At 74.5% G+C, this 25533-nt stretch carries 20 protein-coding genes and 1 riboswitch; of the genes, 14 read left to right on the top strand and 6 right to left on the bottom strand.

Features of this window, described 5'->3' with window-relative positions; genetic code table 11:
- Position 1 precedes the first annotated feature (1 nt).
- Both ACFYO8_RS02545 and ACFYO8_RS02550 read left to right on the top strand, forming a co-directional pair.
- The gene (locus ACFYO8_RS02545) at positions 2-1345 is read left to right on the top strand and encodes a PLP-dependent aminotransferase family protein (protein WP_355047539.1); all 1344 of its coding nucleotides are present in this window, start codon (positions 2-4) and stop codon (positions 1343-1345) included.
- A 27-nt stretch (positions 1346-1372) separates the two neighbouring features.
- The gene (locus ACFYO8_RS02550; protein ID WP_354863642.1) at positions 1373-1624 is read left to right on the top strand and encodes a hypothetical protein; all 252 of its coding nucleotides are present in this window, start codon (positions 1373-1375) and stop codon (positions 1622-1624) included.
- Between the two features lie 68 nt (positions 1625-1692).
- Here the strand turns inward: ACFYO8_RS02550 and ACFYO8_RS02555 are convergent, their stop codons facing one another.
- On the bottom strand, positions 1693-3129 hold the full coding sequence (locus tag ACFYO8_RS02555; protein ID WP_354863640.1) for a glycine hydroxymethyltransferase: 1437 nt from the start codon (positions 3127-3129) through the stop codon (positions 1693-1695).
- An 18-nt stretch (positions 3130-3147) separates the two neighbouring features.
- Positions 3148-3237: riboswitch (ZMP/ZTP riboswitch) on the bottom strand.
- Between the two features lie 105 nt (positions 3238-3342).
- Between ACFYO8_RS02555 and ACFYO8_RS02560 the strand changes: the two genes are divergently transcribed.
- Positions 3343-4149, top strand: a complete 807-nt coding sequence (locus ACFYO8_RS02560) for an SDR family NAD(P)-dependent oxidoreductase (protein WP_355047541.1) — start codon at positions 3343-3345, stop codon at positions 4147-4149.
- Positions 4150-4209: 60 nt separating this feature from the next.
- On the opposite strand, the gene ACFYO8_RS02565 is transcribed toward ACFYO8_RS02560, so the two are convergent.
- From ACFYO8_RS02565 to ACFYO8_RS02580, 4 genes are all read right to left on the bottom strand, one after another.
- Positions 4210-4710 (bottom strand): hemerythrin domain-containing protein, encoded by a 501-nt coding sequence (locus ACFYO8_RS02565; RefSeq protein WP_354863636.1) that lies wholly within the window; start codon positions 4708-4710, stop codon positions 4210-4212.
- Positions 4711-4817: 107 nt separating this feature from the next.
- Positions 4818-6299, bottom strand: coding sequence for a S8 family serine peptidase (locus tag ACFYO8_RS02570; protein ID WP_354863634.1), 1482 nt, complete (start codon positions 6297-6299; stop codon positions 4818-4820).
- Between the two features lie 145 nt (positions 6300-6444).
- A complete protein-coding gene (locus tag ACFYO8_RS02575; RefSeq protein ID WP_354863632.1) occupies positions 6445-7308 on the bottom strand; it encodes an NAD(P)H-hydrate dehydratase in 864 nt (287 codons plus the stop codon).
- Positions 7292-8023: a histidine phosphatase family protein gene (locus ACFYO8_RS02580; RefSeq protein ID WP_354863630.1), complete on the bottom strand. Its 732-nt coding sequence runs from the start codon at positions 8021-8023 to the stop codon at positions 7292-7294. Before ACFYO8_RS02580 ends, ACFYO8_RS02575 begins: the two co-directional genes overlap by 17 nt.
- A gap of 46 nt (positions 8024-8069) precedes the next feature.
- On the opposite strand from ACFYO8_RS02580, the gene ACFYO8_RS02585 reads away from it, so the two are divergent.
- The 7 genes from ACFYO8_RS02585 to ACFYO8_RS02615 all read left to right on the top strand — a co-directional run bounded on the left by ACFYO8_RS02585 (position 8070) and on the right by ACFYO8_RS02615 (position 19595).
- Complete coding sequence (locus ACFYO8_RS02585; RefSeq protein ID WP_354863628.1) at positions 8070-8222, top strand: hypothetical protein; 153 nt, start codon at positions 8070-8072, stop codon at positions 8220-8222.
- A 74-nt stretch (positions 8223-8296) separates the two neighbouring features.
- Positions 8297-11980, top strand: a complete 3684-nt coding sequence (locus ACFYO8_RS02590; protein ID WP_357707941.1) for a DUF4132 domain-containing protein — start codon at positions 8297-8299, stop codon at positions 11978-11980.
- Complete coding sequence (locus ACFYO8_RS02595) at positions 11977-13107, top strand: AAA family ATPase (protein WP_355047543.1); 1131 nt, start codon at positions 11977-11979, stop codon at positions 13105-13107. The genes ACFYO8_RS02590 and ACFYO8_RS02595 overlap by 4 nt, the downstream gene beginning before the upstream one ends.
- Positions 13104-15425 (top strand): DUF5682 family protein, encoded by a 2322-nt coding sequence (locus tag ACFYO8_RS02600; RefSeq protein ID WP_355047544.1) that lies wholly within the window; start codon positions 13104-13106, stop codon positions 15423-15425. Before ACFYO8_RS02595 ends, ACFYO8_RS02600 begins: the two co-directional genes overlap by 4 nt.
- Positions 15422-16534 (top strand): VWA domain-containing protein, encoded by a 1113-nt coding sequence (locus ACFYO8_RS02605; protein ID WP_357707938.1) that lies wholly within the window; start codon positions 15422-15424, stop codon positions 16532-16534. Before ACFYO8_RS02600 ends, ACFYO8_RS02605 begins: the two co-directional genes overlap by 4 nt.
- A gap of 9 nt (positions 16535-16543) precedes the next feature.
- Positions 16544-18580: a hypothetical protein gene (locus ACFYO8_RS02610; RefSeq protein WP_357707936.1), complete on the top strand. Its 2037-nt coding sequence runs from the start codon at positions 16544-16546 to the stop codon at positions 18578-18580.
- Positions 18581-18614: 34 nt separating this feature from the next.
- Positions 18615-19595 (top strand): DNA primase small subunit domain-containing protein, encoded by a 981-nt coding sequence (locus ACFYO8_RS02615; RefSeq protein ID WP_354863616.1) that lies wholly within the window; start codon positions 18615-18617, stop codon positions 19593-19595.
- Between the two features lie 4 nt (positions 19596-19599).
- On the opposite strand, the gene ACFYO8_RS02620 is transcribed toward ACFYO8_RS02615, so the two are convergent.
- Positions 19600-20106, bottom strand: coding sequence for an Lrp/AsnC family transcriptional regulator (locus ACFYO8_RS02620; RefSeq protein WP_354863614.1), 507 nt, complete (start codon positions 20104-20106; stop codon positions 19600-19602).
- A gap of 72 nt (positions 20107-20178) precedes the next feature.
- On the opposite strand from ACFYO8_RS02620, the gene pdhA reads away from it, so the two are divergent.
- From pdhA to ACFYO8_RS02640, 4 genes are all read left to right on the top strand, one after another.
- Complete coding sequence (gene pdhA, locus ACFYO8_RS02625; RefSeq protein WP_387256690.1) at positions 20179-21378, top strand: pyruvate dehydrogenase (acetyl-transferring) E1 component subunit alpha; 1200 nt, start codon at positions 20179-20181, stop codon at positions 21376-21378.
- Positions 21378-22382, top strand: a complete 1005-nt coding sequence (locus ACFYO8_RS02630; RefSeq protein WP_354863610.1) for an alpha-ketoacid dehydrogenase subunit beta — start codon at positions 21378-21380, stop codon at positions 22380-22382. Before pdhA ends, ACFYO8_RS02630 begins: the two co-directional genes overlap by 1 nt.
- A 53-nt stretch (positions 22383-22435) precedes the next feature.
- Positions 22436-23803: a dihydrolipoamide acetyltransferase family protein gene (locus ACFYO8_RS02635; protein WP_357708042.1), complete on the top strand. Its 1368-nt coding sequence runs from the start codon at positions 22436-22438 to the stop codon at positions 23801-23803.
- 445 nt (positions 23804-24248) lie between these two features.
- Positions 24249-25520: an Ig-like domain-containing protein gene (locus ACFYO8_RS02640; protein ID WP_354863608.1), complete on the top strand. Its 1272-nt coding sequence runs from the start codon at positions 24249-24251 to the stop codon at positions 25518-25520.
- The last annotated feature ends 13 nt before the right edge of the window (positions 25521-25533 follow it).

Consider the following 25533-nt stretch of genomic DNA (forward strand, 5'->3'; position numbering starts at 1 on the left):
CGTGGAACCGGTCGACCTGGCCGTCACGGCGCTGCACGGCAGCGTCGGCGACCCGGCGCTGAACTCGATGAACTTCCTCAACGAGGTGGCGCAGCACTACCCGGACGCGGTGTCGCTGGCGGCCGGCCGGCCGTACGAGGAGTTCTTCGACTCCACGCTGCTGCACGAGCACCTGGACCGTTTCCGCCGCCACCTGGCCGAGGACGTCGGGCTGGACCGGGCCGCTGTGGACCGGACGCTGTTGCAGTACGGCCGCACCAAGGGCATCGTGCACCACCTGATCGCCCGGCATCTCGCCGTGGACGAGGGACTCACCGCCGACCCGGAGTCGATAGTGGTGACGGTCGGCTGCCAGGAGGCGATGTTCCTGGTGCTGCGCGCGCTGCGGGCCGGCCCGGACGACGTGCTGTTCGCCGTCGCGCCCACGTACGTCGGGCTCACCGGCGCGGCCCGCCTGGTCGACCTGCCGGTACGCCCGGTGGACGGCGGGCCGGACGGCGTCGACCTGGCCGGCCTGCGGGCCGGGGTGCGGCGGGCCCGCGCGGAAGGGCTGCGGCCCCGGGGCTGCTACGTGATGCCCGACTTCGCCAACCCGTCCGGGGTCAGCATGGACACCGCGCAGCGGCGGCGGCTGCTGGACCTGGCCGCCGAGGAGGACCTGCTGCTGATCGAGGACAACCCGTACGGCCTGTTCCCGGCCGACGGCACCGACCGGCGGCCCACCCTCAAGGCGCTGGACACCGCGCGCCGGGTGGTCTACCTCGGCTCGTTCGCCAAGACCGTGCTGCCCGGCGCCCGGGTCGGCTACGTGGTCGCCGACCAGCGTGTGGGCGAGGCCGGCGGCGCCGTGGCGCCGCTCGCCGACCACCTCGCCAAGATCAAGAGCATGGTCACGGTGAACACGTCACCGATCAGCCAGGCGGTGATCGGCGGCGCGCTGCTGGCGCACGACTGCTCGCTGGTGGCCGCGAACGTGCGGGAGCGGGCCGCTTACGCCCGCAACCTGCGGCATCTGGTCGACGGCCTGGCCCGGCGCTTCCCGGCCGGCGGCCCGGTCACCTGGACCGTCCCGGCGGGCGGGTTCTTCGTGGTGGTGAGCGTGCCGTTCGCCGTCGACGACGCGCTGCTGCACCGCTCGGCGCGCGAGTACGGCGTGCTCTGGACCCCGATGGCCCACTTCTACGACGCGGGCACGCCGGTGAACGCGCTGCGCCTTTCGGTGAGCGCTGTCACACCGGAGTCGATCGATCTCGGGCTGGACCGGCTCGCCGCGCTGGTCACCGACACCATCGCGCACGAGGCGACACCGCAGTGTCAGCCGTCCGGCACCGTGCGTGTTTCCTGAGGCCGTTCGACTGTTGATAATGGACGAATGGTTACCTGGGAGTACGCGTTGCTCGTTCGTCGGTATCAGGGTCAGGGTCGCAATTTCCACGTCTCGTTCGTGTGGTACGGCCCGGACGGTTCACGCACCGACGTGACCGCGTACGGCGACACCGCCATCGCCCACCTCAACCGGGTCGGCCGGGAGGGCTGGGAACTGGTCTCGGCCGCCGAGGACGTGAACAACGTGCAGGGCAGCACCGAGGTCCACCGCTACCACCTCAAGCGCCCGCTGCGCTGACCACCCGTAACCGCCGGCGCCCCGGGAGACTCGTTCTCCCGGGGCGCCGCCTCGTGTCGGTCGGGCGCTCAGCCCAGGTCGACCGCCGGGTAGAGCGGGAACGGGGTGAGCAGGTCGGCGGCCTGCTTGCCGACGGAATCGGCGACGGCCGGGTCCAGCACGTACTTCGCCTTCGACGGGGCGCCGTCCGGCCCGGTGCCCGGCGCGGTCTGGCTGAGCACGGTGTGGATCAGCTCGGCGGTGGCGTCCATCTCGGCGGCGCCGAGGCCCCGGGTGGTCAGCGCCGGGGTGCCGATGCGGATGCCGGAGGTGTACCAGGCGCCGTTCGGGTCCTGCGGCACCGAGTTGCGGTTGGTCACGATGCCCGAGTCCAGCAGCGCCTGCTCGGCCTGCCGGCCGGTCAGGCCGTACCCGGACACGTCGATGAGCACCAGGTGGTTGTCGGTGCCGCCGGTGACCAGCGTCGCGCCCCGGCGCAGCAGCCCGTCGGCGAGCGCCTGAGCGTTGTCCACGATCCGCTGGGCGTAGTCGGCGAAGTCGGGGCGGCGTGCCTCGGCCAGCGCGACGGCCTTGGCGGCCATCACGTGCGGCAGCGGCCCGCCGAGCACCATCGGGCAGCCCCGGTCGACCTGGTCGGCCAGCTCCGGGCCGCAGAGCACCATGCCGCCGCGCGGGCCGCGCAGCGACTTGTGCGTGGTGGTGGTGACGATGTGCGCGTGCGGCACCGGGTCGAAGTCGCCGGTGAACACCTTGCCGGCGACCAGCCCGGCGAAGTGGGCCATGTCGACCATGAACGTGGCGCCGACCGAGTCGGCGATCTCCCGCATGATCCGGAAATTGACCTTCCGCGGGTACGCGGAGTAACCGGCGACCAGGATCAGCGGCTTGAACTCGCGGGCCGCCTCGGCCACCCGGTCGTAGTCGATCAGGCCGGTGGCCGGGTCGGTGCCGTAGCTGCGCTGGTCGAACATCTTGCCGGAGATGTTCGGCCGGAAGCCGTGGGTGAGGTGGCCCCCGGCGTCCAGCGACATGCCGAGCATCCGCTGGTTGCCCAGCTCGCGGCGCAGCGCGAACCAGTCCGCCTCGGTGAGGTCGTTCACCTGGCGGGCCTGCGCCTTGCGCAGCGCGGGGGACTCGACCCGGTCGGCCAGGATCGCCCAGAACGCGACCAGGTTGGCGTCGATGCCCGAGTGCGGCTGCACGTACGCGTGGGACGCGCCGAACAGCTCCCGCGCGTGCTCGGCGGCGAGCGCCTCGACGGTGTCGACGTTCTGGCAGCCGGCGTAGAACCGGCGCCCGACGGTGCCCTCGGCGTACTTGTCGCTGAACCAGTTGCCCATGGCCAGCAGCGTCGCGGGGGAGGCGTAGTTCTCGCTGGCGATGAGCTTGAGCGACTCGCGCTGGTCGGCCAGTTCCGCGGCGATGGCGTCGGCCACGCGCGGCTCGACGCCGCGGACGACCTCCAGCGCGTTGCGGAAGGCGGTGGACTCGGCGTTGCGCGACATGCGACCTCCAGGTGACGTGCGGAAGGCCCAGGCGCTCGGCATGCGTCCTCATGACGAGGCCGCTCCCCGATGGTGCTCCATCTCCACGCGCCAGTCACGGCCCGTGCCGATCCTACCGGCCCGGCGGGGACCTGCGGGGTTGGGCCGCCCCTGGCGGGGCACACGTGGGGGAGGGCCTGCCCCGGCCCGGCCCGGGGGAGAGGAGGCACGACCATGACCACACCGACCACCGGACGGCCGCTCGCCGTGGTGACCGGCGCGTCCAGCGGCATCGGGTACGAGCTGGCGGTCCAGTTCGTCGAGCACGGGTACGACGTGGTGGTCGCCGCCGAGGACGCGGCGATCGAGCGGGCGGCGGGTGACCTGCGGCGCGACGGCGGCCCGGAGGTGTACCCGGTCCGGGTGGACCTGGCCACGCCCGAGGGGGTGCAACGGCTGGCCGGGGAGGTGACCGGCCTGGGCCGCCCGGTGGACGCGCTGGCGCTCAACGCCGGGCGCGGCGAGGGCGGGGACTTCGTCGGCGGCACCGACCTGGCCGGCGAGCTCACAGTGATCGACCTGAACGTCCGCTCGACCGTGCACCTGGCCAAGCTGCTGCTGCCGGACATGGTTCGCCGGGGCGCCGGGCGGGTGCTGTTCACCTCGTCCATCGCCGCCACCATGCCCGGGGCTTACCAGGCGGTCTACAACGCCTCGAAGTCGTTCGTGCAGTCCTTCGCCGAGGGGGTGCGCAACGAGCTGAAGGACACCGGCGTCACGGTGACCGCGCTGATGCCCGGCCCGACCGACACCGAGTTCTTCGACCGGGCCGACATGGAGGACACCCGGGTCGGCCAGGGGCCCAAGGACGACCCCCGCAAGGTGGCCGAGGACGCGTTCGAGGCGCTGGTGAAGGGGGAGCACAAGGTCGCCGCCGGCTCGCTGGTCAACAAGATCCAGGTGGCCGCCGGCAAGATCATCCCGGATCGGCTGAAGGCCGAGCAGCACCGCAAGATGGCCGAGCCCGGCTCGGGCGACTGAGCCGGAACGCGAGCGGGACCGCCCTGTGTCCGGGGCGGTCCCGCTCGCGTTCCGGGCCTGTCAGGCGACCACCGCGTCCAGCGACTTCTTCAGCGCCTTCGGGGCGGTCGGCGTCTTCGGCGCCTTCGGGCGCAGGTCCAGCATCCGCTGGCCGATCTCCTGGAGCTGGTTACGGCCGAGCGCCTCGCGGACCTTCGGGAACCACTCCTGCTCCTCCTCCTCGATGTGGTGCAGGACGTTCTCGATCAGCACCGTCGTCTTGGCGTTGTACCGCTCGTCGTCGGCGTCCATGGTGAACAGCTCGAAGCAGAGCACGTCCGCGACGTGGTGCTCCTCGTACGACTCCAGGACGTCGTCCTCGACCTCGGGCACCAGCTTGCGGACCTCCGGGTACATCACCTCGTTCTCCAGGTAGGTGTGCACCGTCAGGGCTTCGAGGATCTGCCCGACGATCTTCCCGCGCTTGCTCGCCGGGCCCTCCTCGGCCTCCTGGAAGGCCTTGAACAGGCGGCGGATCTCCTTGTGGTCCTCCTTGAGCAGGACGATCGCGTCGGTGGACACCGGTTACCTCCTAAGTCGGCTGACGGTGCCCCCCTACCCGGCGCCTCACCAGGACAAACAGACCGGGCCCGGCGTAAATCGCCGGGCCCGGTCCACGCGGCTCCGAGTTACTTCACCGCGTTGTACGCGTCGACGACGCCGGCACCGTAGAACCCGTTGCGCTTCCCGCCGGAGCAGGTCGCGTCGTACGCGTTCGGGCCCGCCGAGATCAGCGGCACCGGGTTGTAGACGCCCGACGGGCAGGACTTCGCCACCGCCGTGCGCTCCAGGAACGAGGAGAGCTGACCCGGCGTCATGCCCGGGTGCGCGGACAGTGCCAGCGCCGCGACGCCGGTGGCGTGCGGGCCGGACATCGAGGTGCCCTGCTTGTAGCCCCACCCGTTACCAGTGGTGGGCGACCAGGTGGTGGACAGGATGCCGTCGGTGGACGTCGAGCGGGCGCCCTGGGTCCGGAAGCGGGTGTCGCCACCCGGCGCGGTCACGTCGATCACGCCCTGGCCGTACGAGGAGTAGTAGCTCTTCTCACCGGTCGGGCCGACAGCGGCGACGGTCACCACGCCCGGGGCCTCGGCCGGCAGGTCGAGGCAGGCGTTCGTGAGGTTCTCCCGCTCCTCCGGCGTGCCGTTGTTCGGGCTGCCGGTGTCGGTGATCTTGTGGGCCAGGTCGTAGTTCGAGTTGCCGGCCGACGCGACGTGCAGCACACCCTGGGACTGCGAGTAGCGCAGGGCCCGCTGCACGGCCTTCCACACCGGGCGCTGACGCGCGTCGTTGCGGCAGTTCAGCTCCCACGGGTCGATGTAGTAGCTGTTGTTGGTGAGCTGCATGCCGTGCTCGGCGGCCCACATGAACCCGCAGACGGCCGCCTCCGGGAAGATGTAGCCGTCGTCGTTGACGACCTTGACGGCGGCGACCTTCACGCCCGGGGCGACACCGGTGACCCCGACGCCGTTCACGGCGGCGGCGATGGTGCCGGCCACGTGGGTGCCGTGGTCGCTGGTGGTGGGGTTCCACGCGGCCTCGGCGGTGTTCGGGACGCCGCCCACGCAGGAGGCGCTCTTGTCCCTCGCGATCTGGGTCGCCAGGTCCGGGTGACTGCTGGAGATGCCGCTGTCCAGCACACCCACCACCACCGACGGGCTGCCGCCGGTCACCGAGTGCGCCTGCGGGACGCGGATCATGTCCATGTCCCACTGCTGGCCGTAGAGCGGCTCGGCGGTCGGGTCGCCGGTGGCCGCGGCGACGGCGGCGGCCGGCACCTCGACCGTCTCGCCCTCGTTCAGGGCGGTGCCCAGGCCGGCGGTGGAGGCGACCGACTCGACGCCGGCGCCCGCCACGCGGGTGGCGAAGTCCGGGGCGGACGAGCGCACGACCAGCACGCCGATCTTGTCGTACGCGGCCACCACGGTGCCGTCGGCGGCCGCCACGCGGGCGGCGGCCTTGGCGGTGCTGTTGCCCTGCGGGGCGAGCACCAGGTAAGAGGTTTCCGGCCCGACGGCCGCGGCCGGCGACGTGCCGCCCACGAGGGCGAGCCCGGCGCCGAGCGTCAGTGCCGACGCCGCGGCGAGTGTCTTGCGACGGAGATTGTTCACACAGACTCCCAGGGGTTCGTGCGTGGACCGCAACCTGTGCGGGCTGCGGTCCGGGCGGAGGCACGGCGGAGTACCGGCCTCGCCCGGTCCAGCGCCGCCACCCTCCGGGGTGTTACACCTGTCGCGAGCGGGATGAAGTGGATCGTCAGACAGTGGCGATCGTGTAGGGGATCTCGTCCAGCAGTTCCCGGGCCAGGAAGCCGATCCGCCCGTACCGGGGGACGAGCCGCTGCCCGCTCACCGCGTGCGCGAACGCCGCCCAGCAGGCCGCCTGCGCCGGGTCGGCCCCCCGGGAGAGCAGGCCCGCGAGCAGCCCGGACCGCACGTCGCCGCTGCCCGAGGTGCCCAGGCCGGCGTCACCGCTCTCCTCGCGCCAGGCCCGGCCGTCCGGTGTCGCGATGTGGCCGTACAGCGAGACGACCGCGTCGTACCGGCCGGCCAGTTCCACCGCCTCGGTGTCCAGGTCGTCGCCCGGCTCGCGGCCCAGCAGGTGCCGCGCCTCGGTGCGGTTGGGGGTGAGCACCACCTTGCGGCCGGAGCCGGCCAGCAGGTCCGGCGCGTGGCTGAGCGCGCCGAGCGCGTACGCGTCGAGCACCAGCGCGGTGTCCGGGCCGGCCGCGTCCAGCACCAGGCGCAGCAGCTCTCCGGTGGCGTCGATGTCCTTCAGGCCGGGGCCGACGGCCACCACGTCCGCCTCGGTGACCAGGCCGCGGAGCACGTCCCCCGGGTCGCCGCGGACCGCGCCGTCGTCGGTCTCCGGCAGGCCGACCACCAACGCCTCGGGCACCTGGATGCTCAGCGACGTGGCCGTCGACTCGGCCGCGGCGAGCTGGAGCACGCCGGCCCCGGCCCGCAGCGCGGCCACCCCGGCGAGCAGCACCGCGCCGGGGGTGAACCGGGAGCCGCCGACCACCAGCACGGTGCCGCGAGCCTCCTTGCCGCCGGTGGGCACCGGCAGCGCCCAGTCCCGCAGCAGCGCGGGGGTGATCACGTCAGACCGGCTCGGCATGGACCTCGTCCTCCCTGGTGGGCTTCGCCCCCTGCTGGTGCAGGTGAGCGACGTCGTTGAACACGTCCGGCACGAGCCGGCCGGCGTCGTCCGCGTGCCAGCCGGTGACCGAGCAGTTGGCGATCACGTGCTCGCGGGTCAGCGCCATCAGCTCCGCCTCGGTGAGCCCTTCCACCAGATAGCGCAGCAGGAAGACGAGCGCGTCGTGGCCGAACAGCAGCACCCGGCCCCCGTCGTGGTCGCGGCGCAGGTCGCCGAGCAGCGCCCGCAGCCGCAGCGCCACGTCGGTCCACGACTCGCCGCCGGGCGGCCGGTAGTAGAACTTGCCCAGCCGGGTACGCCGTTGCGCCTCCTCCGGGTAGCGCCGGGTCACGCCGTGGGCGGTGAGCCCGTCGAGGATGCCCAGCTCCCGGTCGCGCAGCCGCTCGTCGACGCTGGCCGGGATCCCGGTGCCGCCGAGCGCCAGCTCGGCGGTCCGCGCCGCCCGCAGGTAGGGCGACACCACCGCCACGTCCGGGCGCCGCGATTCCGGCAGCCCGGCCAGCCAGCGGCCGGTCGCCCGCGCCTGCTCCTCGCCGGTCGGCGACAGCGGCACGTCCGCGTCCCGGTGGGTGAGGTCGATCAGCTCGGCGCCGGACGTCTCGGCCGCCGTGGCCGCCACGTTCGCCGTGCTCTCGCCGTGCCGGACGATCCAGAGCGATGCCAACTCCGCCATGCGGCTCCGGTACCCGGGCTCGACCGGGGATAACCGTGCCGGACGGGTGGCGCCGCCGGCGACGCTGTTCGACGTGTACGGGCCGGTCCTCCTGACGGCGCTGGCGCTGGGCGGGCCGCTGACGGCCCTGCTCGGAGCGCTGCTGCCGGCCGGGTGGCCGGCCCGGACCCGGACCGCGACGGCCCTGCCCATCGAGTAGCACGCCGGCGGTGTCACGGGTGTCGGTGGGGCCGGTTATGGTCCCCGCACACTGCGGGCGATCAAGGAGACGGTGTGCGCAGATTCGAGTTCGTGGGCGGCGGTTCGGCCAAGTTCTGGGAGGTCGGGCAGCGCGACGCGACGGTGACGGTCCGCTATGGATCCATCGGCTCCCAGGGCCGCACCCAGGTCAAGGAACTGGGTTCGCCGGCCGAGGCCGCCGCGCACGCCGACCGGCTGATCGCGGAGAAACTGCGCAAGGGGTACGCCGAGACGACAGTCGCGCCCTCGGCCGGGCACACCGGAACGCCGGCCGTCGAGCCGGAAGCGCCGAGCCGCGACCCGGAAGCGGCCGGCGCCGATCCGGCAGGTGTCGACCTGGCCGGCGCCGACCCGGCCGGCGCGCCGTCGGCCGCGTCGCCCGCCGGCGAGCTGCCGGACGAGGACGCGTTCGAGGTTCCGGCCGGCTGGCGGCGGATGCTGGTCCCGCGCCGGGGCGGCGCACCGGGCCTGGCCCTGCCGAGCGCCGCGAAGGGCCGGGCCGCCGGGCGGAAGGTGCTGGACTCGGTGGCCGCCCAGGTCGCCGCCACCGCGCGGGCCACCGACGATCCGGAGCTGGGCCCGGCGCTGCGCGGCTACCTCGACGGCGAGCACAGCCCGCTGGGCGGGGCCGCGCTGGTGGCGGCGGTGGCCGTGGGGCTCGCCTATCACGGGCGCGAACAGCAGGGTCTGGCCCTCGCCGACCTGCTGGTCGCCGATCTCGGCGTGGCCGGCGTGGCGGTCGCCGCGACCGAGCAGATCACCGTGGCCGGCACCGGAGTGGCGTCTTCACTTCCGCTGAGGCGCACCGAGGCGAACAACGCACACAACTACGGCCACTGGCGCCTGCACCAGTGGGTGCTACGCCGGGTCCGCGCGCACCTCGTGGCGGCCGGCGAGGCCGACTACGCAGCGGTCCGCGCCGCCCTGGTCCCGTACCGGTCCGGGCCGCTGGCGGCGCGGGCGGTCACCTCGTTCCTGCTGCCGACCGAGCGGGAGTGGGTGGCCCAGGACGTCGCCGACGTGGCGCGCGAGGGGGGTCCGCTCCTCGCCGAGCTGCTGCTCTGCGCGGTCGACGACGTGGACGCGATCCACACCCTCGCCGGGCACCTGCAGGTCTACCGGCTGATTTACGACCAGGCGCCGATCGCCACCGTCACCGCGGCGGTCGGGCCGCCGATCGCGCCGGTGCTGGTCGGCTGGTTCGACCACGAGCACGCCCGCGCGGACGGCCACAAGTTGCTCGTGTCACTGCTGTCGGCCCTGCCCGGCGACGAGCCGATGGCGGCGCTGCTCGACCGCCTGGACCGCAGGTACGTCCCGCCCGCGGTGACGGAGATGCTGCGCCGCTTCCCGGTGCGCGGCGTGCGCCTGCTGGCCGGTGCCGCGGACGGGCGCAGCCCGGTGGCGCGGGAGGCGGCCACGTTGCTGCGCGCCCACGTACTGGCCAACCCGGCCGCGGTCGAGGCCGCGCTGCCGGCGTTGGAACCGGCGCAGCGCGAGCGGGTCGAGCGGGTCCGCGACAGCGCCTCGGCGCTGCCGGTCGCCGGGCCGGACCGGCTGCCGCCGGTGCTGGTGACGCCGCCCTGGTCGGTCCGGCGCGTACGAGCCACCCCGCCCGTGGTGGACGGCCTGAAGCGGCCCGCCGGGTCCGCCACGGCCTGGCTGCCGGGGGAGCGGGAACGGTGGGCCGCGATCGTGCCCGGCTGGGCCGGCTACTGGCACGGGAACGATCTGAACGTGCTCGCCGCCGAGGTCGCCGCCGGGCGCGCCGGATCGTACGAGGCGATCCACTTCTTCGTCCGGGCCACCGAGGAGCTGGCCCGTCCGCTGCTGCCGGCCTGGCGGCCCGACGAGTCCTGGGGCGCCGACGAGTGGATGTGCCGCCTCGCCGGCCGGTACGAGCTGGACGCGCTGCCCACCGCGCTGCACCTGGCCCGCACCGCGCCGAAGAGCGTCGGCGAGGCGCTGCTGCCGTACGCCGATGCTGAGGTCGCCGACCTGATGGCCGACTGGCTCGACCGGCTCAAGTCGGCCCGCCCGGTCGCCCGGGCCTGGCTGCGGCGGCACCCGGAGTACGCCGCGCGGGCGCTGCTGCCGGCCGCCCTGGGCGCGACCGGTCCCCGCCGCCGGGCCGCCGAGCGGGCGCTGCGCCTGCTCGCCGCCGAGCACCGCGAGCTGGTCCTCGGCGTGGCCCGGGAGCACGGCCAGGAGGCGCTCACCGCCGCCACGGCGATGCTCGACGCCGATCCGCTGGCCCAGCTCCCGGCCCGGATGCCGAGCCTCCCGGCCTGGCTGGACCCGGCGGTGCTGCCGCAGGTGCTGCTGCGGGACCGCTCGGCGGCGCTACCGACCGAGGCGGTACGCCACCTCTGCACCATGCTCGCCGTCTCCGCGCTCGGCGAGCCGTACCCGGGGCTGGAGATCGTCCGCGCGGCATGTGACACCGACTCCCTGGCAGAGTTCGCCTGGGTGCTGTTCGAGAGCTGGCAGAGCGCCGGCTCGCCGTCGAAGGACAGCTGGGCGTTCACCGGGCTCGGGCTGCTCGGTGACGACTCGACCGCGCGGCAGCTCGCGCCGCTGGTGCGGGCCTGGCCCGGCGAGAGCCAGCACACGCGGGCGGTGACCGGCCTGGAGGTGCTGGCGCAGATCGGCACCGACGTGGCGCTGATGCACCTCTACGGCATCTCCCAGAAGGTGAAGTTCCGGGGCCTGCGGGAGCAGGCGGCACGCAAGGTCACCGAGGTCGCCGACGGGCTGGGCCTGACGCCCGAGCAGCTCGGCGACCGGCTGGTGCCCGACCTCGGGCTGGACGCCGACGGCAGCCTGGTCCTCGACTACGGGCCGCGCCGGTTCACAGTCGGCTTCGACGAGCAGCTCAAGCCGTACGTGGTGGACGGCACCGGCGTCCGCCGCAAGGACCTGCCCAAGCCCGGCGCCCGGGACGACGCCACGCTGGCGCCCGCCGCGCACAAGCGTTTCGCCGGCCTGAAGAAGGACGTGCGTACGCTCGCCGCCGACCAGATCCGCCGCTTCGAGGCGGCCATGGTGACCGGGCGGCAGTGGCCGGCCGCGGACTTCCGCCGCTACTTCCTGTCCCACCCACTGCTGTGGCACGTCGTGCGCCGGCTGGTCTGGGCCACAGTGGACGGCCGTGGTCAGGTGGGCGCCACGTTCCGGGTGGCCGAGGACCGCACGCTCGCCGACGTCGACGACGAGACGTACGCGCTGCCTGATGACGCCACCGTCACCATCGCGCACCCGCTGCGGCTCGGCGCGGCGGTGCCGGCCTGGGCGGAGGTCCTCGCCGACTACGAGATCCTGCAGCCCTTCCCGCAGCTCGGCCGCGAGGTGTACCGGCTGGACGAGGCCGAGCGCAAGGAGAAGCTGCTGCACCGGCACATGGGCGTCACCGTCCCGGCCGGGCGGCTGCTCAGCCTGGAACGGCGGGGCTGGCGGCGCGGCAGCCCGCAGGACGCCGGCATCCAGAGCTGGCTGGAACGCGAGGTCCCCGGCGGTCGGGCCATGGTGATCGACCTCAATCCCGGCATCGCGGTCGGGGTGGTGGACATGTTCCCCGACCAGAAGATCGAGGCGATCTGGGTCAACGACGTGCCGTACGGCGACTGGTTCCCGCGCGGCGGCAAGGTCCGCCTCCGCGACCTGGACGACGTCACCGTCTCCGAGGTGCTGCGCGATCTGGCGGAGGTGACCCGGTGACCGCGTTCGACCCGGCCGCCGAGCGGGCCCAGCGGCCCCCGGCCGCCGAGCGGGCGCAGCGGCCCCCGGCCGAGGTGCGGTACGCCGACGAGCTGGCCGCGCTGGCCGCCGACGACAGCGATCCGCGCCCGCCCGGCTGGCGGCTGAGCCTGCGCGCCGCGCGCCGGTTCATCCTCGGCGATCCGGCGGCCGGCATCCGGCGCAAGTTCGTCGGCGACCCGTCGCTGATCGACCGGGCGCTCGTGGCGCTGGCGACCAGCCGCGGGCTGATGCTCGTCGGCGAGCCCGGCACCGCCAAGTCGCTGCTGTCGGAGCTGCTCGCCGCCGCGGTCAGCGGCGACTCCACGCTGACCATCCAGGGCGGCGCGGCGACCACCGAGGACCAGATCCGCTACTCGTGGAACTACGCGCTGCTCGTCGCGGACGGCCCGTCGCCGCGCGCGCTGGTGCCGGCGCCGCTGCTGCGGGGCATGGCCGAGGGGCGGGTGGTCCGCTTCGAGGAGATCACCCGCTGCCCGCTGGAGGTGCAGGACTGCCTGCTCTCCCCGCTGTCCGACCGGGTGCTCGCCATCCCGGAGCTGCCGGGCGCCGACGCCATGGTGTTCGCCCGCGAGGGGTTCAACGTGATCGCCACCGCGAACACCAGGGACCGGGGCGTCAACGAGATGAGCGCGGCGCTCAAGCGGCGGTTCAACTTCGAGACCGTCTTCCCGATCCCCGACCTCGGCACCGAGCTGGAACTTGTCGAGGCCGAGGCGGGCGAGTTGCTGCGCCGCTCCGGCGTGGCAGTGCCGCCACGGCGGGACCTGCTCGAGGTGCTTGTCACCACGTTCCGGGAGCTGCGGACCGGGATCACCGAACGCGGCGACGCGATGGAGCGGCTGTCCGCGGTGATGAGCACCGCCGAGGCGGTGTCGGTGGCGCACGCGGTCGGGCTGCGCGGCTGGTTCCTGCGCGGCGAGCCCGGCGACGCCGCCGACCTGGTCGCCTGCCTGGCCGGCACCGCCGCGAAGGACGACGCGGAGGACCTGGCCCGGCTGCGCCGCTACCTGGAGCAGCAGGTGTCCCGCCGCTCCGGCGCGCAGTGGCGGGCGGTGCACGACGCCCGGCACCTGCTGCCCGGGTGAGCGCCACCGAGGCGCCCGGTGGCGTCACGTTCCTCGGCGTCCGGCACCACAGCCCGGCCTGCGCCCGGCTGGTCGCCGCCACGGTGGCCCGGCTGCGGCCGGCGTACGTGCTGGTGGAGGGGCCCGCGGACCTGAACGGGCGGATGGACGAGCTGCTGGGAGACCACGAGCTGCCGATCGCCGTGTTCACCGCGTACCGCGACGGCACCCGGCGGCACGCGTCCTGGAGCCCGTTCTGCGCGTACTCGCCAGAGTGGGTGGCGCTGACCGCCGGGCGGGAGGCAGGTGCGCAGGTGCGCTTCATCGACCTGCCCGCGTGGCATCCCGCGCTGAGCGACCGCGCCAACCGGTACGCCGACGCCGACCAGCGGTACGCCGAGGCGGTCCGCCGGCTCTGCGCCACGCTCGCCGTGGACAACGTGGACGCGCTCTGGGACCACCTGTTCGAGATCGGCCCGGACGACGGGCTGGCCGAGCGTCTGGACACCTACTTCGACGTGCTGCGTGGCGAGTCGGCGGCGGGGGCGGACGACGCCGCCCGCGAGGCGTACATGGCCCGCTGGGTACGCGCCGCCCGTCGCCGGGCCGCAGGCCGCCCGGTGCTGGTGGTGACCGGCGGCTTCCACCGTCCCGCCCTGGTCCGGCTGATCGCCGGCCCGTGGGACGGCGGGTCGAAGGACGACGGGCCGGAGGACGACTGGCCGGAGGTGCCCGCCCCGGCGCCCGACGCGGTGGCGGGCAGCTACCTGGTGCCGTACTCGTTCCGGCGCCTCGACGCGTTCGTCGGCTACCAGTCCGGCATGCCGTCACCGGCGTACTACCAGCGGGTCTGGGAGGACGGCCCGCGCCGGGCCGCGGAGGCGCTGACCGAGGCGGTGGCGGTCCGGCTGCGCGAGCGGCGGCAGCCCGTCTCCACCGCCGACCTGATCGCCGCCCGGAGCATGGCCGGCGGCCTGGCCCGGCTGCGCGGCCACGCCCACCCGGGCCGGGTCGACGTGCTCGACGGGCTGGTCTCCGCGCTGGTCGCCGACGCGCTCGACCAGCCGCTGCCCTGGGCGACCCGGGGCACGCTGGCACCCGGCGCCCACCCGGTGGTGGTGGAGATGGTGGCCGCGCTCAGCGGCGACCGGGTGGGCCGCCTGCACCCGGACACGCCACTGCCGCCGCTCGTGCACGACGTCGACGCGGAACTGGAACGGCACCGCATCGATCCGCGCGAGGCGGTCGAGCTGGACCTGACCGACGCCGAGGACCTGGCCCGCAGCCGCCTGCTGCACCGGCTGCGGCTGCTCGACGTACCCGGCCATGCCCGGGAGCGCGGCCCGCGCGTGGGCGCCGACGCGCTGCTCAGCGAACGCTGGACGCCCGCCCCGTCGGCGGACCGGCTGGCCCGGCTGATCGAGGCCGGCGGGTACGGCCCCACCGTCGCCGACGCCGTCACCGCCCGGATCGAGGAGCGGGTGACGCTGCTCGGCGCGGACGTGGACGCGCTCGCCACCACCCTGTTCGACACCGCGCTGGCCGGGCTGCCCGAGCACTCCACCCGGACGCTCACCGCCATCGCCCGCGCCACCGGCTCGGTCACCGACCTGCGGGCCCTGGGCCGGGCGCTCGCGGTGGCGCTGGCCCTGTGGCGGCACGACCGGCTGCTCGGCAGCGCCGGGACCGCCCCGCTCGGCGCGCTGATCACCGCCGCCGTACGCCGGGCGCTCTGGCTGGTCGAGGGCGTGCGGGCGGCTGCCGCACCGGCCGACCCGGGACGGCTGACCGCGCTCGTCGCGGTCCGGGACGCGGTCCGCCACGCCGGCCCGGCGCTGGGGCTCGACCCGGCCGGCGCGCTGGCCGTGTCCGGGCGGGTGGCGGCCGACGCGGCGGCCCCGCCGGACCTGCGCGGCGCGGCGCTGGGCCTGGCCTGGTCGCTGGGGGAGGTGCCGGACGCCGCCCGCGCGGTCCGGGCCGTCGCCGCGCCGGACACGCTCGGCGACTGGCTGGGCGGGCTGTTCGCGCTGGCCCGGGAGGAGGTCGTGTCCGGTGACGCGGCGCTGCTGACAGTCGTGGACGAACTGCTCGCCTCGATGGGCGCGCACGACTTCCTGGTGGCGTTGCCGGCGTTGCGGCAGGCGTTCGGCTGGTTCCCGCCCCGGGAGCGGGCGGAGGTGGCCCGGCACGTGCTGGCGCTGCACGGCGGCGACGCGCCGTCCGGTGACGTGCTGCGGCTGGACGCCGACCCGCTGCTGGTGGCCGCCGCCCGGGCGGTGGAGGAACGGGTCGACGCGGTGCTGACCCGGGAAGGGCTGTGGGAGGGGGACGGGACGTGAGCGACCCGATGCGGGAACGCTGGCGGCTGGTGCTCGGCGACGCCGCGCAGGACAGCCTGGGCGGCCTGTCGGCCGAGGGGGCCGGCCGGGACGCGGCACTGGACTGGCTCTACGGCCGCGACGCCGACCTCGGTCGCCGCGACGTGCGGCGCGGCGGGTCCGGCCCGTCCGCGCTGACCACTGTGGACTGGCTGGACGGGATCACCCGGCTGTTCCCCAAGGAGACGGTGCAGCGGCTCGAACGCGACGCGGTCGAGCGGTACGGCATCCACGAGGTCGTCACCGACCCGGCGGTGCTGGCCCGGGTCGAGCCGAACCCGGCGCTGCTGCGCGCGGTGCTGCGCACCAAGCACCTGATGGACCCGCAGGTGCTGCGGCTGGCCCGCAAGCTGGTCGAGGCGGTGGTGCGGCAACTGGTGGAGCGGCTGGCGACCGAGGTCCGGCAGTCGTTCTCCGGGCCCCGGGCGCGACGCCCCAGCCGGTTCCGGCAGGCCCGCAACTTCGACGTGCGGCGCACCATCCGGGCGAACCTGGCGCACTGGCGGCCGGACGAGCGCCGACTGCACGTACGGCAGCCGCACTTCTTCTCCCGCACCCGCCGCCATGTGGACCGCTGGCAGGTGATCCTGCTGGTGGACCAGTCCGGTTCGATGCTCGGCTCGGTGATCCACGCCGCGGTGACGGCCGCCTGCCTGTGGGGGCTGCCCGGCGTGCGGACCCACCTGGTCGCGTTCGACACCGACGTGGTCGACCTGACCTCCGACGTGGACGATCCGGTGGAGCTGCTGATGAAGGTGCAGCTCGGCGGCGGCACCGACATCGCCCGCGCGGTCGCGTACGGCGCGCAGCTGGTGGAGAACCCGCGCCGGGCCGTCGTCGCGCTGGTGTCCGACTTCTACGAGGGCGGGGACGCCGGTGGCCTGGTCCGGTCGGTGAGGCAACTGGTGGAGCAGGGCACGCACGTGCTGGCCCTCGCGGCGCTGGACGAGGAGGCCGACCCGGTGTACGACAGGGCCACCGCACAACGGCTGGCCGACGTGGGCGCGGCGGTAGGCGCGATGACCCCGGGCGAGCTGGCCGCGTTCGTGGCCGAACACGTCGGCCGGTAGGGGGACGTGATGACCCGCGACGACCTGATCGCGCTCACCCCGGACGTGCTGGCCGCGCTGAGCAACAGGGGCCTGGTGAAACGCGCCACCCGGGAGGTCGACGCCGGTGAGCGGCCCACGCTCACCGAGGACGCCGACGGCGCGCTGCGCGCCGCGTACCCGGACGGGTTGACGGTGACGCTGCCGGTGGGCGGCGGCCTGGCGGCCGGGATCTGCTCCTGCCCCGCGCCGGGTGTGTGCCGGCACCTGCTCGCCGTCGTGCTGACCTACCAGCGCGCGCACGCCGACGCCCCGGCCCGCGACGCCGCGCCCGGCCCGGACGCCGCACCGGACCGGGAGGCCGCGCCGGGCCCTGACACCGGCGCGTCCGGTCCGGAGGCCGGCGGTGAGCCGTGGCGGTGGTCGCCGGGCGACGTCACCGACGACGAGCTGGCCGCCGCCATCGGGGCGTCCGCGCTCGCCGCCGCGAGACGGCGGCTGCGGCGCGGCTACGCCGCTGTGGTCCACCGGCCGGACGCCGCCGACCCGGTCCCGCGCGTGGAGCTGCCCGCCGGCACCGTCCGGTTCCTGGTGCCCGGGCAGATCGGGTACGCGCGCGGCGACGCGGCCGACGACGGCGGCGAGTCGATCGCCCTCGCGGTGTGGGCGTGCCGGGCGGCCGACCGGGAACACCCGGACCGTCAGGAGGCCCAGGTACGTGTCGGCGGCGCGGCCACCGCGACGGACCATCCGGCGCTGGAGGCGGCGGTGGCGCTGGCCGCCGACGTGCTGCTGACCGGGGCCGCGCACCTGGGCTCCGGCGTGGACGCCCGGCTGGCGACGGTCCGGCGCGATCTCGACGCGGCCGGGCTGCGCTGGCCGTTGCTCGCCGTGGACGACCTGGCCGGGCAGTTGGCGGCGTACGCCGCGCGCGGCGCCCGGTACCGGCCGGAGACGTTCGCCGACCTGCTCGCCGAGCTGCCCGCGCGGCGACGTGCGGTGGTCAACGCCGGCGCCACCCCGGCGGAGCGGGTGCTGGGCACCCACGAGCCGGCGGAGACGCCGCTGCGGCGGGTACGGCTGACCGGCCTCGGCGCCCGGGTCCGGTGCGGCGGCGGCGAGGTGGGCGTGGACGTGGTGCTCGCCCACCCGGCGGCCGTCTCGGTGCTGGTGCTGCGCCGCGCCTACCCCGCGGCCGGCGACGGCCCGCTTACCGGGCACGAGCTGGCCGGGCGGCGGGTCACCGGCACCACGCTCGGCGCGCTCGCCACCGGCAACGTGGTCTCCGAGTCGGCGGTGCGCAGCGCCGCGCACCAGCTCCGGTTCGCCGTTGGCCGGCTGGCCCGCACCACAGTCACCCCCGGCGCCGGGTCGTGGTCCGACCTGCCGCCCGGCCTGCTCGCCCGCGACCCGGACGCGCTCGCCGCCGAGCTGGCGGGGCGGCCACCCCGGCTGCTGCGCCCGCGCACCGCCGCCGAGGCGGTGCGGGTGCTCGCGCTCGGCGAGGTGCGTGCCATCGGGTACGCGGCCGGCGAGCAGCGCCTCGACGCCACGGTGACCGGGGCCGGCGGCGGTACGGCGACGGTGACCGCTACCCACCACGCCGCCGCCCCGGGCGCACTCGACGCGCTCGCGGCCGCGCTGGACGGCACGCACGGGCGGCCGCGCTACGTCAGCGGGGCGGTTCGCCGGGGCGCGGACGGGCTCGTCGTCGAGCCGCTGGCGGTGGTCGCTGACACGGTGGTCGTACCCGATCTGGCCCCAGGGGTGGGCGGCGGCCGGCTGGCCGGTGCGGTCGACGCCCGGTCCGACCCGGTCGCCGCCGCGCTGGGTGCGGCGTCGGCGCTGCTCGCCCAGGCCGCGCACACCGGTCTGCGGCACCTGCCGGCGGCCTTCCCGGACCGGCTGCGCGCGACGGCGGCCGCGCTGGCCGGGGTGGGCCTGGGTCGTTGCGGCGCGGCCCTGTCCGGCCTGGCCGGCATGCTCGGCGCGGATCCCGGCGAACCGGCGGTACGGGCCTGGGTGGACGCCTGGATCCGGCTGTCGGTCACGGTGGAGTCCCGGTGAGCCGTCCCTCATCGCGCCGCCCGGTCGCTACGGTGTGACGGTGGCGACCACGGCGGCGCAGGAGATCCAGGTGGGGGAGCGGCTGGTCCGCGTCTCCAGCCCCGACAAGCCCTACTTCCCCGAGCGCGGGCTGACCAAGCTGGACGTTGTCACCTACTTCCTGTCCGTCGGCGACGGCATCCTGCGTGCGCTGCGGGACCGGCCCACCATGCTGGAACGCTGGCCGCGCGGCGTCTTCGAGGGCGCGAAGGTGGCCACCCGGCAGACGAACAAGGGCGACGCGTTCTACCAGAAGCGGCTCCCGGCCGGCGCGCCCGACTGGGTGCGTACCGCGCACATCACGTTCCCCAGCGGCCGTACCGCCGACGAGGTGGCCCCGAGCGAGCTGGCCGTGGTGATCTGGGCGGCCAACCTGGGCACGCTGCGCTTCCACCCGTGGCCGGTCTCCAAGGACGACGTGGAACACCCCGACCAGCTGCGCATCGACCTCGACCCGATGCCGGGGGTGGACTTCGCCCAGGTGGTGCCGGTGGCGCACGAGGTGCGCGCGTTCCTGGCCGAGCTGGGCCTGGAGGGCTTTCCCAAGACCACCGGCGGGCGCGGCATCCACGTCTACGTCTCGATCGAGCCGCGCTGGAGCTTCGGCGAGTGCCGGCGCGCGGTGCTGGCGCTCGGCCTGGAGATGCAGCGCCGCCTGCCCGACCTGGTCACCACCACCTGGTGGCGCGACCAGCGGGACCGGCCGGTCTTCGTCGACTACAACCAGATGGCCCGCGACCACACGATGACCTCGGCGTACTCGATCCGGCCGACGCCCGCGGCGCTGGTCTCCGCGCCGCTGGACTGGTCCGAACTGGACGACGCCCGCCCGGAGGACTTCGACGTGCTGAGCATGCCCGAGCGGTTCGCCGGGCGCGGCGATCCGCACGCCGGGCTGGACGGGCGGCGGTACTCGCTGGAGCCCCTGCTGGAGCGGGCCGACGCCGAAGGGCTGGAGCCGCCGCCGGAACGCTGACCGGTCAGTCCCAAGGGCTCTGCGTGCCGTCGAACTCCTCGAAGACCAGCCAGGTACGGGTGGACAGCACACCGGCGATGCTCTGCACCCGGTCCAGCACCACGTCCCGCAGCGTCGCGTTGTCCGGCGCCCGGACCAGTGCGAGGACGTCGTGCTCGCCGCTGAGCAGCGCCGCGTGCTCGATGTAACGGACCCGGGCCAGCTCGGCGGACACCTCCCGCCAGGTGTTCTGCTCGATGGTCAGCGCGATGTACGCCGACGTGCCCAGCCCGGCGGGCTCCGGCGCGACCCGCGCGGTGAACCCGGTCAGCACGCCGTCGCGCAGCAGCCGCTCCACCCGGGCGTACGCGTTGGTGCGCGAGACGTGCACCCGTTCGGCGAGCGTACGGATCGACGTCCGGGCGTCGCGGACCAGCTCGCGCAGGATCCGCCGGTCCACCTCGTCCAGCGGCCCGGCCGAACGTCCCGTTCCGCCCGGCGCACCCGGTGTGGTGCCGGTCTCCTGGCTCACCTCAGCCACCCTCCCGTGCCATTCGTCCCGCGTTCATCCCGCATGTTGAGTCAATCATCCACTACCGGGAGCATGGGGCCACCACACGTCCAGGAGGTCCCCGCCGTGACGACCACACCCCAGGCGGTCCGCAGGGCATCCCCGCGTACCCGCCGGAAGACCACCCCGGCCGCACTCGACCCGTCGGCCGGCTACATGCCGCAGCGGGAGCCGGTCCGGCTGCTCGAACCGGACGGGACCCCGCTGCCGGCCCGCGACGACTACCCGGAGCCGCCGGTCGAGGCGCTGCGCGAGATGTACCGGCGGATGGTCGTCGGCCGCCGCTTCGACGTGCAGGCCACCGCACTCACCAAGCAGGGCCGCCTCGCCGTCTACCCGTCCGCGCGCGGCCAGGAGGCGTGCCAGATCGGGGGCGTCCTCGCGCTGCGCGACACCGACTGGGTGTTCCCCACCTACCGCGAGTCGATGGCGCTGATCGCGCGTGGCCTCGACCCGGTCGAGGTGCTCACGCTGCTGCGCGGCGACTGGCACTGCGGGTACGACCCGGCCGTCACCCGTACCGCGCCGCAGTGCACCCCGCTCGCCACCCAGTGCGTGCACGCCGCCGGACTGGCCTACGGCGAGTCGTACCAGGGGCGTGACACCGTGGCGCTGGCGTTCATCGGCGACGGCGCCACCAGCGAGGGCGACTTCCACGAGGGCATCAACTTCGCCGCCGTGTTCAAGGCGCCGGTGGTCTACCTGGTGCAGAACAACAAGTACGCGATCAGCGTGCCGCTGTCCCGGCAGACCGCCGCGCCGAGCCTCGCCTACAAGGGCGTCGGCTACGGCGTACCCAGCGAGCAGGTCGACGGCAACGACCCGGTGGCCGTCCTGGCGGTAGTGGAACGCGCCGTCGCGCACGCCCGCGCCGGCAAGGGCCCCTACCTCATCGAGGCCCACACCTACCGGATGGAACCGCACACGAACGCCGACGACCAGACCCGCTACCGCGACGCCGACGAGGTCGAGGCGTGGCGCGACCGCGACCCGATCGCCCGGCTCGAGGCGTACCTGCGGGCCAAGGGCGTGCTCGACGACGCCGCCGTCGCGGCGGTCGCCGAGGAGGCCGAGGAGTACGCCGCGGCGCTGCGCCGCCGGATGGACTCCCAGCCCACCGTCGACCCGCTGAGCCTGTTCGACCACGTCTACGCCGAGCCGACGCCGCAACTGGCCGAGCAGCGCGAAATGGTCCGGGCCGAGCTGGCCGCCGACGCGGAGGGGGACGCCTGATGGCCACCATGACCATGGCGAAGGCGCTCAACGCGGCGCTGGCCGACGCGATGCTCGACGACGAGCGGGTGGTCGTGTTCGGCGAGGACGTCGGCCAGCTCGGCGGCGTCTTCCGGATCACCGACGGGTTGCAGGCCCGCTTCGGCGACAAGCGCTGCTTCGACACGCCCCTCGCCGAGGCCGGCATCGTCGGGTTCGCCGTCGGCCTGGCCATGTCCGGGCTGCGGCCGGTGGTCGAGATGCAGTTCGACGCGTTCGCGTACCCGGCGTTCGAGCAGATCGCCTCGCACGTGGCGAAGCTGCGCAACCGCACCCGTGGCGCGCTGAGCGTGCCGATCGTCATCCGGGTGCCGTACGCCGGTGGCATCGGTGGCGTGGAGCACCACTGCGACTCGTCCGAGGCGTACTACGCGCACACCCCCGGCCTGAAGGTGGTCACGCCGGCGACTGTGGACGACGCGTACTCGCTGCTGCGCGCCGCCATCGACGACCCCGACCCGGTGGTGTTCCTGGAGCCCAAGAAGCTCTACTTCACCAGCGCCGAGGCGGAGCTGCCGGCCCGCACCCCGCCGATCGGCGCCGCCGTGGTCCGCCGCCCCGGCACCGACGCCACCCTGATCGCGTACGGCCCGGCGGTGCCGGTCGCGCTGGCCGCCGCCGAGGCCGCCCGCGAGGAGGGCTGGGACCTGGAGGTGGTCGACGTACGCAGCATCGTGCCGTTCGACGACGCCACCGTCACCGCCTCGGTACGCCGCACCGGCCGGTGCGTGGTGATCCAGGAGGCGCAGGGCTTCGCCGGGGTCGGCGCGGAGATCGCCGCCCGGGTGCAGGAGCGTTGCTTCCACGCGCTGCACGCACCGGTGCTGCGGGTATCCGGGCTGGACATCCCGTACCCGGCGCCGATGCTGGAGCACACCTACCTGCCCTCGGTCGACCGGGTGCTGGACACCGTGGCCCGCCTGCAGTGGGACGACCAGCCCGACACGCGGTGGGTGGCGGCATGAGCGAACGCACCGAGCGGAGCGAGGGCCGTGAGGCCATGCCCGGCCGGAACGGCATGACCACGGCTGTGGGGACCCGGGACTTCCTTCTGCCCGACCTCGGGGAAGGGTTGAGCGAGGCGGAGATCGTCGAGTGGCGGGTGACCGTCGGCGACGTGGTGACTGTGGACCAGACGGTGGTCGAGGTGGAGACCGCCAAGGCCGTGGTCGACGTGCCGTGCCCGTACGCCGGCCGGGTCGTGGCCCTGCACGGCGCGGCCGGTGAGGTCCGCCCGGTGGGCCAGCCGCTGATCACCATCGCCCCGCTCGACGACGCGTCCGACCCGCACGCCACCTACCGCGAGGAGGAGCGGGCCGGGTCCGGCAACGTGCTGATCGGGTACGGCACCGGCCACGGCGGCACGGGTCGGCGGAGGCGCCGGCCACGACTGGCGCTGGCTCCCGAGCCCGGCACGCCGGTTCCGGCCGGCACGCCGGTTCCGGAGGGCCGGACGGCCGATGCGGCACCGACCGGCGGATCGGCGGTGGCGCCGCTGGTCATCTCGCCGATCGTGCGCAAGCTGGCGAAGGAGCGCGGCATCGACCTGGCGTCGCTGCGCGGCACTGGACCGGGCGGCGTGATTCGCCGGGCCGACCTGGACGCCGCCGTGGCCGCCCCCGCTCCGGTTGCCCGGCTCGCGGCGGTGCCGGACGCCCCGGCAGCGCACGCCGGGCTCGCTCCGGCCGGCGACGGTGACACGGTCATCCCGCTCACCGGCATCCGCAAGGTGATCGCCGACAAGCTCTCCCGGAGCCGCCGGGAGATCCCCGAGGTGACCATCTGGGTCGACGTGGACGCCACCGGCCTGCTGGAGACGCGCGCCGCGATCAACGCCGCCACCCCGGAGGCGCCGGTGAGCATCCTGGCGCTGCTGGCCCGGATCTGCCTCAGCGGCCTGCGGAAGTACCCGCAGCTCAACGCGCATGTCGACACCGAGGGGCAGCGGATCATCCAGTCCGCGGGCGTGCACCTGGGCATCGCCGCGCAGACCGACCGGGGCCTGGTCGTGCCGGTGGTGCGCGACGCGCAGCGGCTGACCACCCGGGAGCTGGCCGCCTCGCTCGCCGAGACCACGGCGGCGGCCCGGGCCGGCACGCTGCCACCGGCACGGCTGACCGGCGGGACGTTCACCCTCAACAACTACGGCGTGTTCGGCGTGGACGGCTCCACGCCGATCATCAACCACCCGGAGGCGGCGCTGCTCGGCGTCGGCCGGATCGTGGACAAGCCGTGGGTGGTGGACGGGCAGCTCGCCGTCCGCAAGGTGACCCAGATCAGTCTCACGTTCGACCACCGGGTCTGCGACGGTGGCGTGGCCGGCGGCTTCCTGCGCCACGTGGCCGACTGCGTCGAGCAGCCAGCCCTGCTGGTAGCCAACGTCTGACCCGACCTCCTCCGGCCCCGGCCCCCACCACGAGGGCCGGGGCCGCACACGTCCCCGGTGACCCGTTCTCGATCTTGCACTCGCTGCCCCCGATGTGCCCGATTGGCACCTTTTTGGAGGGCCGCAACTGCAAGATCGCGGCAAGTGGTGCGGTGGCGTGGGCGAGAGCCCGGGTTGACTGAGCTGCGGCGTCCTCACCTCCGCCCTCTCGACGGGGCGGGCCGGGCCGGGCCGGAGCGGGCAAGGGGCGGGCGAGGGCGGGCGAGTCGGCGGGCGCGGGCGGCGGGGAAACGGGCGGCGGGGGCGTGGGGCGCAAGCTAGGACGGGAATTACCTGTCCGGCATGATTCGCGCAGCCGTTTCCGAGCAATTCCGCCGAAGGTGCCACGGCGCGCTCCCGGGCCTACAGAATGTGGGCGAGAGGGTTCGGAAATGGGGGGCGAAATATGTTTGCGAGGCGCCGACTGACGCTTTTCGCGATGACCGTCGCAGCCGCACCGCTGGCGGTCGGCGCGTGCACCGCCGGTCCGAAGCCGATGGCGAAGCGGGCCGAGGCGGCGCCGCCGTCGGTTGCCGTGACGCCGGCCGATCGGACCCGGGACGTGCCGATCAGCGCGGAGGTGGGTACGAAGGTCAGCAACGGCAAGGTGACCGCCGTCAAGCTGACCGACGACAAGGGCAACACCGTGCCGGCCCAGGCCCGTGAGGACGGCTCCGGCTGGGTGCCGGATCGTCCGCTCGGCAATTCCCGGACGTACACGGCCGAGGTGACCGCGACCGGCGATTCCGGCAGGACCGCGACGCAGAAGACGACGTTCACGACGATGGCCAAATCCACCAGACCGGCCGTCACCAGCGAATTGTATTTCCGGCCGAATCAGACGTACGGGACGGCGATGCCCGTCGTGCTCGGATTCGACCCGCCGATTCCGAAGGAGGCCCGCGCGGACGTGCAGCGCCGGCTGTTCGTGAAGACCGACCCGCCGCAGCCGGGCACCTGGTCCTGGGTGGCCGACGGCAAGCAGGCCGAGTACCGGGCGCCGGACCGCTGGAAGCCGGGAACGAAGATCAGCGTACGCAGCGCGCTGGAGGGGCTGCCCATCGGCAAGGAGGCGATCGGCGACGCCGACCGGGTGGCGAGCGCCAAGGTCGGCCGGCAGGTGACGCTCGACATCGACAACGGGACCAAGCAGATGACCGTCTACCAGGACGGCAAGGCGGTCAAGAAGATCCCGGTCAGCCTCGGCAAGGAGAGCACGCCGTCGTCCAGCGGCAACATGGTGATCATGGAGAAGCACGAGCACACCACGTTCGACACCCGGGGCGAACCGGACGGTGGCTACGTGGTCGACGTGGACGACGCCCAGCGGCTGACCTGGGGCGGCGAGTTCATCCACTCGGCGCCGTGGTCGGAGGGGGAGCAGGGCTCCACGAACACCTCACACGGCTGCACGAACGTCTCGGCCACCGCCGCCGACTGGCTGATGGGTATCACGCAGGTCGGTGACCTGGTGACGGTCAAGGGCACCGAGGTGAAGCTCGACCAGGGCAACGGCTTCACCGCCTGGAACGTCGGCTGGGACGAGTTCGCCAAGGGCAGCGCGCTGCCCGTACCGGCGGGGCTGAAGCCCACGCAGAGCCCCACGCCGCACCCGGGCGCGGTGGCCGGTGGGTCGTCACCGGCCCCGTCCCCCTCGCGGAGCAACAGCGGCGGCTGAACCTGGGGAGGAA

It is taken from the genome of Micromonospora sp. NPDC005257 (assembly GCF_042872445.1).
Classification (GTDB): domain Bacteria; phylum Actinomycetota; class Actinomycetes; order Mycobacteriales; family Micromonosporaceae; genus Micromonospora.

Coding starts and splice junctions, on each gene's coding strand:
- ACFYO8_RS02550 (WP_354863642.1), top strand. CDS start 1,373: ATGGTTACCTGGGAGTACGCGTTGCTCGTTCGTCGGTATCAGGGTCAG.
- ACFYO8_RS02555 (WP_354863640.1), bottom strand. CDS start 3,129: ATGTCGCGCAACGCCGAGTCCACCGCCTTCCGCAACGCGCTGGAGGTC.
- ACFYO8_RS02560 (WP_355047541.1), top strand. CDS start 3,343: ATGACCACACCGACCACCGGACGGCCGCTCGCCGTGGTGACCGGCGCG.
- ACFYO8_RS02575 (WP_354863632.1), bottom strand. CDS start 7,308: ATGCCGAGCCGGTCTGACGTGATCACCCCCGCGCTGCTGCGGGACTGG.
- ACFYO8_RS02580 (WP_354863630.1), bottom strand. CDS start 8,023: ATGGCGGAGTTGGCATCGCTCTGGATCGTCCGGCACGGCGAGAGCACG.
- ACFYO8_RS02610 (WP_357707936.1), top strand. CDS start 16,544: ATGACCCGCGACGACCTGATCGCGCTCACCCCGGACGTGCTGGCCGCG.
- pdhA (WP_387256690.1), top strand. CDS start 20,179: ATGGGGCCACCACACGTCCAGGAGGTCCCCGCCGTGACGACCACACCC.
- ACFYO8_RS02630 (WP_354863610.1), top strand. CDS start 21,378: ATGGCCACCATGACCATGGCGAAGGCGCTCAACGCGGCGCTGGCCGAC.
- ACFYO8_RS02635 (WP_357708042.1), top strand. CDS start 22,436: ATGACCACGGCTGTGGGGACCCGGGACTTCCTTCTGCCCGACCTCGGG.
- ACFYO8_RS02640 (WP_354863608.1), top strand. CDS start 24,249: ATGTTTGCGAGGCGCCGACTGACGCTTTTCGCGATGACCGTCGCAGCC.